At 68.0% G+C, this 10,399-nt stretch carries 11 protein-coding genes and 2 pseudogenes; 6 read left to right on the top strand and 7 right to left on the bottom strand.

Annotation, left to right across the window (positions count from 1 at the left end; genetic code table 11):
• Window positions 1-272 (bottom strand): annotated as a pseudogene (locus VGO20_RS21290) (TerC family protein); the annotation flags it as partial.
• Window positions 273-661: 389 nt separating this feature from the next.
• Here VGO20_RS21290 and VGO20_RS21295 point away from each other — a divergent pair.
• From VGO20_RS21295 to rodA, 5 genes are all read left to right on the top strand, one after another.
• The gene (locus VGO20_RS21295) at window positions 662-790 is read left to right on the top strand and encodes a small membrane protein YohP (RefSeq protein WP_327504392.1); all 129 of its coding nucleotides are present in this window, start codon (window positions 662-664) and stop codon (window positions 788-790) included.
• A 52-nt stretch (window positions 791-842) separates the two neighbouring features.
• Entirely contained in the window at window positions 843-1,913 is a 1,071-nt protein-coding gene (locus tag VGO20_RS21300) for an endonuclease/exonuclease/phosphatase family protein (RefSeq protein ID WP_327504393.1), read from the top strand.
• A 347-nt stretch (window positions 1,914-2,260) separates the two neighbouring features.
• Window positions 2,261-2,743: a PRC-barrel domain-containing protein gene (locus VGO20_RS21305; protein ID WP_327504394.1), complete on the top strand. Its 483-nt coding sequence runs from the start codon at window positions 2,261-2,263 to the stop codon at window positions 2,741-2,743.
• Between the two features lie 144 nt (window positions 2,744-2,887).
• Entirely contained in the window at window positions 2,888-3,226 is a 339-nt protein-coding gene (locus VGO20_RS21310; RefSeq protein WP_327504395.1) for a hypothetical protein, read from the top strand.
• Between the two features lie 189 nt (window positions 3,227-3,415).
• Window positions 3,416-4,561, top strand: a complete 1,146-nt coding sequence (rodA, locus tag VGO20_RS21315) for a rod shape-determining protein RodA (protein ID WP_327504396.1) — start codon at window positions 3,416-3,418, stop codon at window positions 4,559-4,561.
• A 70-nt stretch (window positions 4,562-4,631) separates the two neighbouring features.
• Here rodA and VGO20_RS21320 read toward each other — a convergent pair whose 3' ends face one another.
• The 3 genes and pseudogenes from VGO20_RS21320 to VGO20_RS21325 all read right to left on the bottom strand — a co-directional run.
• Complete coding sequence (locus VGO20_RS21320) at window positions 4,632-5,354, bottom strand: Bax inhibitor-1/YccA family protein (RefSeq protein WP_327504397.1); 723 nt, start codon at window positions 5,352-5,354, stop codon at window positions 4,632-4,634.
• Window positions 5,355-5,693: 339 nt separating this feature from the next.
• A complete protein-coding gene (locus tag VGO20_RS28650; RefSeq protein WP_414639870.1) occupies window positions 5,694-6,038 on the bottom strand; it encodes a LysR substrate-binding domain-containing protein in 345 nt (114 codons plus the stop codon).
• Window positions 5,933-6,514: pseudogene (locus tag VGO20_RS21325) on the bottom strand (LysR family transcriptional regulator); the annotation flags it as partial. The pseudogene VGO20_RS21325 and the gene VGO20_RS28650, both read right to left, overlap by 106 nt.
• Before the next feature lie 174 nt (window positions 6,515-6,688).
• Between VGO20_RS21325 and VGO20_RS21330 the strand changes: the two are divergent.
• The gene (locus VGO20_RS21330) at window positions 6,689-7,672 is read left to right on the top strand and encodes a quinone oxidoreductase family protein (protein ID WP_327504399.1); all 984 of its coding nucleotides are present in this window, start codon (window positions 6,689-6,691) and stop codon (window positions 7,670-7,672) included.
• Between the two features lie 43 nt (window positions 7,673-7,715).
• Here VGO20_RS21330 and VGO20_RS21335 read toward each other — a convergent pair whose 3' ends face one another.
• The 3 genes from VGO20_RS21335 to VGO20_RS21345 all read right to left on the bottom strand — a co-directional run bounded on the left by VGO20_RS21335 (window position 7,716) and on the right by VGO20_RS21345 (window position 10,123).
• Window positions 7,716-8,168: a hypothetical protein gene (locus tag VGO20_RS21335; protein WP_327504400.1), complete on the bottom strand. Its 453-nt coding sequence runs from the start codon at window positions 8,166-8,168 to the stop codon at window positions 7,716-7,718.
• Window positions 8,169-8,326: 158 nt separating this feature from the next.
• On the bottom strand, window positions 8,327-9,655 hold the full coding sequence (locus VGO20_RS21340; protein WP_327504401.1) for a hypothetical protein: 1,329 nt from the start codon (window positions 9,653-9,655) through the stop codon (window positions 8,327-8,329).
• A gap of 87 nt (window positions 9,656-9,742) precedes the next feature.
• Window positions 9,743-10,123, bottom strand: a complete 381-nt coding sequence (locus VGO20_RS21345) for a hypothetical protein (RefSeq protein WP_327504402.1) — start codon at window positions 10,121-10,123, stop codon at window positions 9,743-9,745.
• Window positions 10,124-10,399: the final 276 nt, after the last annotated feature.

Raw genomic sequence — 10,399 nt, forward strand, 5'->3', positions numbered from 1 at the left:
ACGTTGTCCATCGCGAGCGATTTCTCGACGACGAAGCCGGTGACGTACTCCTTGCCGGCCTGCGGGCCGAGCTGCCACCAGACCCAGCCGCCGAAGATCAGGCCGAGCGCGATGTAGAAGGCGGAAAGCAGCAGGCTTTCCTTGACCTCGATCTCGCGCTGCTTGCGGTGCAGGACGCCGAGGTCGAGCGCCAGCAGCGCCACGACGACGCCGAGGAACGACAGCCACATCCAGACCGGCTTCGTCAGCCAGTCGTAGAACAGGAAATCCATGCGCGGGCCCCATTCACTTCCAAAGGCGCCGCGTCCGCGCCGTTGTCGAGAAGTGATCCGACATCGCAGTGCCGCCGCAACTGCCAGAGGGGCCCGGATCGCAAAGAGGATGGTGTCGGGCCCGCGGCCCTTCAAGGCTGCCGGCACCACTTTCGCCGCGTCCCGTGACGGACGGCCGGTGACGGACGACAGCAGGAAGCGGGAAGCGCCGGGACCCGGGCACAGGGCAACGGATGACGTTTCGGACCAATGTTTCGATCGCCGCTCGGCGCGCCGAGGCGGAAATAAGTCTCGTCATCCGGCATCAGGCGCTTTGACGCGACGATCTCCTCCTCGACGACAGACCGCGAGGCTCTCACTTCCTCGATGTGCGTGACGGAGAAGAGGGCATGCTGTTCTACGCCCGGGAAAAAGCGAAACGAGGATCGAACATGCTGAAGTTTCTCGGCGGAACGATCGGCGTGATCTTCCTGATCGGCTTGCTGGTCGTGATCGGCATTCTGGCCTTGATCTTCTGAGGATCGGGATGGGAGGCGAGCACGATCGACAGAACTGATCCGGACAGGTCCCATGAACGCGTTCCTCCGTGGCATTTTCCCCTTCATCGGCGCAATCCTCGTCGTCGCGTCGTTTCTCCCCCTGACCGAGACGAATATCTGGTGGGTGCGGGTGCTCGATTTCCCCCGCCTGCAATTCATGATCGCGCTGGCGGTGGTCGGAGCGCTCATCTTCCTGTTTGCCCGTCCCCGGCGCATCGGCGGCTGGCTCGTGCTGGCAGGCATGGTGGCGGCCGTGGGCTGTCACGTTTACAAGCTCCACCCCTACTGGGAGTGGGTCGAGCCTCGAGCCGTCGCCGTTTCCCGGTGCGCCGACGGTTCGCGCCTGCGGGTGCTGGTGGCCAACGTCCAGAAAGGCAACCGCCAGGACGAGCGTTTGCTGGCCCTGGTCGAGGAAACCGACCCGGACGTATTCCTGGCCATGGAAACGGACGAATGGTGGAACGAACGGCTTGCGCCCTTGCGCAACGACTTCGCGCATCAGGTGCAGCACGTCGGCAGCGGCTATTTCGGCATGCATCTGTTCTCGAAATACGAACTTGTCGATCCGGAAATCCGCTTTCTGGCCGAGCAGGATGTCCCGTCGATCTTCACCGACATCCGCCTGCCGGATGGGCAGATGGTGGAGTTCCTGGGCATCCATCCACGTCCACCACGCGCGCTTCAGCCCTCGACGGGGCGTGACGCCCAGATCCTCGCCGCCGCCCTTGAAGCACGGGCCAGCGCCGAGCCGTCGATCCTGGCAGGCGATCTCAACGCCGTGCCCTGGGAACGCGTGGTCCGCCGGGCCATGCGGATCGGCCGCCTGCTCGACCCGCGCGTCGGGCGCGGCTACATCCCGACCTACGATGCCCAGCAGTTGCTGCTGTCCTGGCCGCTCGATCAGGTCCTGTACGAGGACGCGATCGGGCTGACCGCTCTGGAGCGGCTGCCCGAATTCGGCTCCGATCATTACCCCTATCTGGCCGATTTGTGCCATGCCCCGGTTCTGGCCGAACGGCAGCACGCCCCCGAGATGGAGGAAGGGGATCTGGCCGAAGCCCAGACGTCGATCGAATCGGCCATCCAGGACGCCAGGGGCTAGGTTGGGCCGGCTTGTCGGCCCGTGGGGACGAGTAAAGGTCCGCGCCCTGGAGCGGGTTTCGGCTTCGGCGAGAGGGATGTTCCCGATCGGCTCGAGCAGCCTGCGGTGACTGAACCGGACCACCCATCCCAGGGTGGCGAACTCGACGGTCTCCCCCAGGTGGGCGTGATCTTTCCACGCGAGCGGGGTTGAACCGGCGGCGGCCCGCGACGACAACGTCCTCGCCGACGCGAACGGTACGAGGACGATGAGGACTGGCTTTTTTTGAGCCGGTCGCCGTCTCGCGCGTAGCTGGAACGTCGCACCGGAACGGGCGCGGGTTTCCCATGTCGTTCAGAGGTGCCTCCATGCCCAGCACGTCCCTTCCGGCCATCGCGATTCTCCTTCTGGGACTTGTTCCGGGACTTGCCGCACCCGCCGTGGCCCAAGTCGACTATGAGGACCTGAACCCGGAGCCCGATGCCTACGCGCCGCCCGTGCCGATCCCCGAAGGGCTCGCCGACGACCCCGCCGTGCGTGATCGTCCGGATGTTCCTCCCAACGTCTACCGGGCCTTCATCGGCAGGCCGGTGCTGACCGAGGACGGGCGGACGGTTGGCATTGTGGCGAACTTCGTGTTCGACACGGCTCGGGATGAGGTAACGGCGATGCTCGTCGCGCTGGGCGAGGAGGGCCGCCTCGTCGCCCTGCCCTGGGAGGCGGTCGGCGTCGACACCCGGAACAACGTCCTAGTTGCCGACCTGACGCTTTCGGAACTCGCGGAACTGCCTGCGTTCGATCCGGAGACCCTTGCCTCGCCCGGATACGAAGCCCTGGACGATCCGTCCTAGGGGTCGGGCGACCAGAACGGTCGCGCGAGCCGTCGGCATGATCACGGCCGCCGCGGATCACCGGCAGAGCAATTCCGAGCGCTTGCAGGCACTGGAGCGGCGGGCGACAATCCGGTTTCCAGCGGAACAGCGTTGGTGGACCGAATGGATCCTCTGGCCCCGTTCATAGAACACCTGGGTGCCTTCGCCGGATTCGTTTCCAGCCCGGTCTCGATCATCCTCGTCGGCCTGCTCGCGCTCGGATGCCGGGACCACCGGCTCTGTGCCGCAGGGGCCGCGGCCACCGGAGGCTTTCTGGCATTGGTCGACCAGTTGGCCGGGGCGTCGTCGGTCGGACTTGCGGCGGCCTGCCTGCTCGGGGCTTCGGCCGCGCTCGTGCAGGCCTGGGCGCTCCGGCCGGTCCGCAGGGTCGGGGCATGGCTGCGCAGCCCGGCCCGGCGCGCGCGCCGGCATCCCACCGGAACCGATGCAAGCGCGCCGTGAAGCGAACGGCCTGCAGGTTTGCGCCACTGCCGCGCCTGCCGGCGCCGCCGTCACCCGGACGCACGCCGGGGTATCGGGGACGGGCGGCCCTTTCAGCGGGAGGTGCGGGCACCGGGGCATGTCCCTTAGTGCGCCGGTAAGGAATGCCGGACAAGAATGCCGCTGCTCCGGCCGGGGATGGCACTTGCGATGAAGACCGATACTCTCGACGCTTCCGAGAACCCCTTGGGTCTGGGCGAACGCTTCAGGATGCTGAACTGGGGGTTCGTCGCCGTCGTCGCCGCGATCGGCGGCACCGGCGTCGCGCTGCTCTACTCGGCGGGAGGCATGGCCTGGGAGCCCTGGGCCGGCCGCCACCTCTCGCGCTTCGGCACCATCTTCGTCCTGATGATCGCGGTCGCCCTGATCGACGTGCGCGTGTGGCTCCGGATCGCGTACTGGGCCTACGCCGCCATGCTCGTCCTGCTGGTCGTCGTGGAGGTGATGGGCCATGTCGGGATGGGGGCTCAGCGATGGATCTCGGTCGGCGGCCTGGTCGTCCAGCCGTCGGAGCTGATGAAGATCGCGCTGGTGCTGGCCCTCGCCCGCTACTTCCACGCGCTCACCTACGAGCAGACGGGCAAGGTCCTCTCCCTGGTGCCGCCGATCCTGCTGGTGGCCGCGCCCGTCGGCCTCGTGCTGATGCAGCCGAACCTGGGGACGGCGCTGCTCCTGATCCTGGGCAGCGGCGCCCTGTTCTGGGTGGCCGGGGTCCGGATGTGGACGTTCGCGGTCGCCGGCGTGGCCGGCGCCGGGGCCGCCGTGGTCGGCTGGCAGTTCCTGCACGATTACCAGAAGCGCCGGGTCTACACCTTCCTCGACCCGGAGACCGATCCCCTGGGCGCCGGCTACAACATCGCCCAGTCGAAGATCGCGCTGGGCGCGGGCGGCCTGCTTGGCAAAGGGTTCGGCAACGGCAGCCAGTCCCAGCTGTCCTTCCTTCCGGAAAAGCACACCGACTTCATCTTCGTCGTGCTCGCCGAGGAGTTCGGCTTCGCCGGCAGCATGCTCCTGTTCACCCTGTACCTCGTCCTGATAGGCTATGGCTATCTGATCGGCCTCACGGCGCGCAATCACTTCGGACGGCTGGTGGCGCTCGGGCTGACGACCACCTTCTTCCTCTATTTCCTGGTCAACGTCGCGATGGTCTCCGGCCTGATGCCGGTGGTCGGGATTCCGCTGCCGCCGGTCTCCTACGGCGGAACGGCGATGCTGACCTTCCTGGCGGGGTGCGGCGTCCTCCTGAGCATTTCCATCCACCGCAACGTCCGCATCGGCCGGCACGGGACGGCCTGACGGCTTCCCGGCAGGCGATGGGCCGCGGCCGAAGGCCGGGACGCGCCGCGCGCGTCCCGGCCGGCCCGGATCACTCCTCGCGCTGGCCCATCAGGTGGAGCAGCATCTGGAAGAGGTTGACGAAGTTCAGATACAGGCTGAGCGCGCCCATGACCGCCAGCTTGGTGTTGGTGTCGCTGCCATGGTGCTCGGCGTATTCCTCCTTGATGCGCTGCGTGTCCCAGGCGGTCAGGCCGGTGAACACGACGACGCCGATCACCGAGATCGCGAACTGCAGCGCGCTCGACCCGACGAAGATGTTGACCAGGCTCGCGATCACGATGCCGATCAGGCCCATCATCATGAACGAGCCCATGCGCGACAGGTCGGCCTTGGTCGTGTAGCCCCACAGGCTGGTGCCCGCGAACATGGCGGCGGTGATGAAGAAGACCCGCGCGATGCTGGCATCGGTGAACACCAGGAAGATGGACGCCATCGACAGGCCCATCACCGCGCAGAACGCCCAGAACGTCCCCTGCAAGGCGCTGGCCGACATGCGGTCGAAGCGCCAGGACAGGACGAAGATGAAGGCCAGCGGCGCCAGCATCACCACCCATTTCAAGGGCGTGGTGAAGATCGGCACGTAGAGCGCCGGCGTGCTCGCGACGAGCAGCGCGACCACGCCCGTCAGGACGAGGCCGAGCGTCATGAAGTTGTACACCCGCAGCATGTGCTGCCGCAGGCCCGCGTCGAAGGCCGCGCGGTCGATGGTGCGCCCGGCGGCTCCGTACTGGTTCGGATACTGGTTGAACATGGCTTTCTCCTGCCGTGGGGTCACGTCAGCACGATCCGACGGCCGGCCGGGACACGGCGGCGCCGGGTGGTCCCGTCGGGACCGGGGGCTGAGTTCGGGAGGCTGGGTTCTGGAAGTGGTGTCCGGGCGGGAGCATCGGTCCCTCCAAGTGCGGTCACGCCCGTCGGCGCAAGAGCAGGTGAAGGAATCCGACATCGCGACTACGTCTAAGCCGCCAGAGGGGCCCGGATTCGTTATCGTACATAGATGGGCGCAACGCATCCGCGCTGTCAAGGGGCTGGCTGCCAGGGGGCTGGGCTGCCAGGGGGCTGGGCCGCCGGCGCCCGGCAGCCGGTCCCGTCAGCCGTGGGCGGCGCGGGCGGCCAGGGCGAAGTCGATCAAGGCGCGCACCTTCGGCGAGAGCTGCCGTGACGCCGGATAGAGGGCGTAGAGCTCCCGGCCCAGCGGACGCCACCCGTTGAACGCGATCTCCACCAGGCCGTGCCCCAGCTCCCCGGCCACGAGCCCGTACGGGAGATAGCCGATGCCCAGGCCGCGCCGGACCGCCACGGCGCCCAGGCGCCGATCGGGGGCGTGAGCACGCAGGCCTCGCCGCCGAGCTGCCGGGGATGCGACAGGCCGGCGAGGCCCGGCCTGTCCGCGACGAAGCCGCGGGCCGCGCACAGGACATAGGGCACCGGCCACAGCCGTCGCGCCACGTGCCGGCCCTCCGGCAACGGGCTGAGTTGGAAGGACACGTCGATGCCTTCCTCGACCAGGTCGGGCGACCCGTTGGTCAGGCGCAGATCGAGCCTCAGCCCGGGATGTGCCGCCGCGAAGTCCAGGAGGTACGGGCCGAACTCCGCGTTGCAGGCGTAATGGGGCGCGGTCACGCGTAGCGTGCCGCGCAGCTCGCCGCCGTTCGCAGTCACCGCATCCGCGGCCGCGACGATCTCCGCGACGGCCGCACCGCAACGCTCGGCGAAGGCCCGGCCGTCGTCGGTGAGGCTCACCGCCCGGGTGGTCCGCTTGAGGAGCTGCACGTTCAGCGTCCCCTCCAGCGAGGCGACGCGGCGGCTCACGGTGCTGACCGGCATGTTCAAGCCGCGGGCGGCGGCGCTGAAGCCGCCGGTCCGAACCACCTCCAGGAACACCGCGACGTCGTCCAGCCCCACCGGCATTATCCCGCTCCCGGAAAACAGACTTCTTTTTTACCGGGATTATCCTGTCCGGCAAGCCCTCGTATCATTCCGCCACGACAACGGCCGCTTCCGGCGGCGGTCAGGGCATCAGCCGCCTTCGGCGGCGGTCAGGGCATCAGCCGCCTTCGGCGGCGGTCAGACAGGACATTCCCTATGAAAGCTTTGGTATTCGATCGCATCGGCTCGCCGCTGGAGGTTCTTGAGTTGCGGGACGTACCCCGCCCGACGCCCCGGCCCGGCGAAGCGCTCGTCCGCATGGTCTCGTCTTCCATCAATCCCGGCGACTTCCTGTTCGTGGAGAACCTCTATCCCGAGCCCAAGAAGCCGGCCCTGCCCGGCCAGATCGCCGGGGGCCACGGCGCCGGCATCGTCGAGGCGGCCGGGCCGGGCGTCTCGCTGGTGGAGCCCGGCACCCTGGTCGCGTTCAGCTACCGGGACGCCTGGGCGGAATATGCCGCCGTCCCCCAGGAATGGCTGATCCCGCTTCCCGCGGGGTTCGACCCCGATACGGCCGGCCAGATCGTCAACCTGGTCACCGCGTGGGACCTCCTGGACCAGTCCGGCGTCGCAAGCGGCGGATGGCTGGCCGTAACGGCAGGAAGCTCCACCGTGAGCACGCTGGTCCTGCAATACGCGAAGGCGTGCGGCGTGAACGTCATCAGCATCGTGCGCCGCAGCCAGGCCGGCCCGGACCTGAAAGCCCTCGGCGCCGCGGAAGTGATCGACCTGTCCGTGCCGGGCCCCGGGGTCGCGGAGCGGGTCCGGGACATCACCGGAGGCATCGGCCTCCACGGCGTCGTCGACAATGTGGGCGGTCCGCTGCTGGGCGACCTGGTCCGCAGCACCGCGCTCGGGGCCCGCGTCATCATCAACGGCGGGATGAGCGCGGAACGGTTCCAACTGCACAATTTCGACGTGCTGATGAACCTCGTGGAGATCAGGCCCCACGTCTACCGCTTCTTCTTCGACCCGCCGGGGACGGAGCACCGGCCGTTCCTCGACCGGCTCGTAGCGACCTCGCAGAGCATCGGCATCCAGGCCCCGGTAGCCGGACGCTTCCCTCTCGAGGACTTCCGGACCGCGCTCGAGCTGAGCGTCGCACGCCCCGGCGAGGGCAAGCGCCTGTTCCGGATGTGAAAAGGGGCCGCCTCGCGGCGGCCCCGTTCCTCGAACCGTGCCGTTACTGCTTCTGCTCGGCCGGATAGTTCTCGACCGCACCGACGGCGTCGGTCTGCGGCAGCGGATCGATGCGCACCAGGGCCTCCGCGCCGGCCGGGGTCTCGACCAGGGCGAAATAGCTCTCGCCGAGTTTGTCGATGTCGATCAGCCGGCTGAAGCCCATCTCGCCGAAGCGGTTGAGCAGTGTCGTCTGGACCAGTTCCAGAGTGGTCTGCTCGTCACCCTGCCGCTCCCGGATCCGCGCCTGCGTCTCCTCGCTGAGCGGGAAGCGGTACAGGGGGATCGACTCCGCCTGGCCGGCGAAATCGCCCGACGGCTGCCCCATCTCCGAAGGCACGGCCGCGCCCGGCGTGGTGCCGACCGGCCCGCCGTCCGTCGTCTGGGCCAGGGCGGGGGCGGCGCCGAGCGCCGGCAGCAGGATGCAGGCGGCGGCAAAGGTCGATGCGATGTTCATTTTCATTGCTCGAAACTCCATGTCAGTGGCGTATCGGGGATGGTCTCGGGGGTTGTCCCGAACCTGCCGGTAAGACCAACCGGAACGGGAACGGGCAGTTCCGAAAACGGCTGTTTCGGGTGCGCCGCCCCGCCGGCCGCCGGGAAATACCCCTGCCGTCAGAACAGCCCTTCCTCCTCGTAGAGCGAGGACGACGACGACCATTCGTCGGAACCGACGACGCCATCGCCATCGTCGTCCCAGCCGGCGTGGGTCGCCTCGTAGAACTCGGTCTCCTCGAACCAGCCGCTGTCGTTCGCGTCGTAGCGCTCGAACGTGCCGGCCTGCTCGACGCCGGTCGTGAACTCGTCCTCGCTCAGCGACCCGCTGCGGTCGTCGTCCCAGTCCTGGAACAGGCCTTCCTCGTCGCCGAACCAGCCGTTGGAGCGCTCGAACTCGCTCCTGGTCACCTGGTTGTCGTCATCGGCGTCCCAGGTCGAATACAGGTTGGCGGCGAACTCGTCGCTGCTGACGCGCTGGTCCTGGTCCGTGTCGAAGCTCTCGTACATCCCAGCGGCGGCGGCGCGCTCGCGGAACGCCCGGCGGTCCAGCCCCCGTGCCCCGTTCTCCCGTACCCCGGCGTCGGCGACGCCGGTCCGGGTCGTGAGGCCGAACTCCGCCGAGGTGACCGCTCCGTCGCCGTCGGCGTCGATCTGCTCATAGAGGCCGGACCGGCCGAGCGCGGTGCGGAACTCGTTCCTGGAGATCCGGCCGTTGCCGTTGCGGTCCCATTGCGAGACGTCCAGGTTGAGGTCCTCTTCGCCGAAGTAGTGGTCCATTCCGCGGTCCCACTCGGCGACGCTGAGCATGTTGTCGTTGTTGGTGTCGAACTCCGGGTAGAGCGCCATGGCCAGTTCGCCGACGCTGAACTGGGCGTCGCTGTTGGCGTCGTAGGGCGCGAGATTCGTGGCGGAGTTCCACCCCTGCGCCGATACCGAGCCCTGCGACCGGGCCATCGCCGGACGGTTGACGTCGAGCGTCCGGCCGCCATAGCGGACGGCGTTGGCCTGGAGGATGATCCGCTGCCCGCCGATCGTGACCGGCCGGCCCCGGACGGCAAGCTGTTCGCCCTGGCGCAGCCTGATCCCCAGCCTTTCGGTGCCGAGGTCGGCGACGACCCGGTTGCCCTGCTGCGTCCGGAGCAGGACCAGCGTCGCCGGCCGCTCGCTCCCGCGCACCTGGACCCGGCGGACGTCCTGGATCGTGCCTCGGACCTGGCGATATTCCATCGGTGCCCGCTGGGCCTGGGCGGACTGCGCCGCCTGGCCGCGGTCCCCGGCCTGGTTGCCCTGCTGGCGCTGCGCCTGCTCCTGATTGCCCTGGGACTGATTGGTCTGGCCGGGCTGCATCTGCGCCTGGTTGCCCTGGGCGTAGGCGCCGCCGCCGAGAGCCAGCGTCGAGACCGCCACCATCAGGGCGAATCGGGTCATACGGCGTTCATGGGTCATGATTTTTCTCTCCTGGATCGGGATGTCCGGGGGGTGATGTCCGGGGGGTGCCGGATAAGGTTCAGGCGGGTGCGGACACTCGATCCGTCACCACCAGTCTCCCCATCCCCCCTCTTCCTCGAAGTCGTCGCCGTAATAGGCTCCGACATCCTCCTCCTGCTCGCCGAAGAGGCCTCCTTCCTCCTCCTCGCCGAAGGCCTGCTCCTCCTCGCCGAAGCCTTCCTCCTCGCCGAAGGCCTGCTCATCCTCGCCGAAGCCTTCCTCTTCGCCGAAGGCCTGCTCCTCTTCGCCGAAGCCTTCCTCTTCGCCGAAGGTCTGCTCCTCTTCGCCGAAGCCTTCCTCGTATTCGGCGTAGGCTCCCTCGTCCTCCCACCACTGCGCGAAAGCGGTTTGAGGCGTGGCGGCCAGAATAATGGCAGTGAATCCGGCACTCACTCCCATCAAGAGATGCTTTTTCAATCCGGGCATTTCTATATCCCCTCTGTCATGTCAGGATTGTTGTTGACCCGCATGCCTCAGCAATACCGGTCACCTCCCAACAGGTTCTTCAGCTGGTGATTACCCTGTCCAGACAGGGTATACCGGTCGTATAGGCGAGACAGAGAGGACACCGGGGCGGACGGGCCCGGGGCCGGCCGCTAGCCGGCGGCCGGCCCGTTCGCGGACGCCTTGATCCAGACCGGGGTCGCGGGCCGGAACTCGGACTCTCCCGTGAGCAGCGGCGCCACCTCCGCCTCGTAGGCC

This window comes from Arenibaculum sp. (assembly GCF_035998295.1).
Lineage (GTDB): Bacteria > Pseudomonadota > Alphaproteobacteria > Azospirillales > Azospirillaceae > DASYHS01.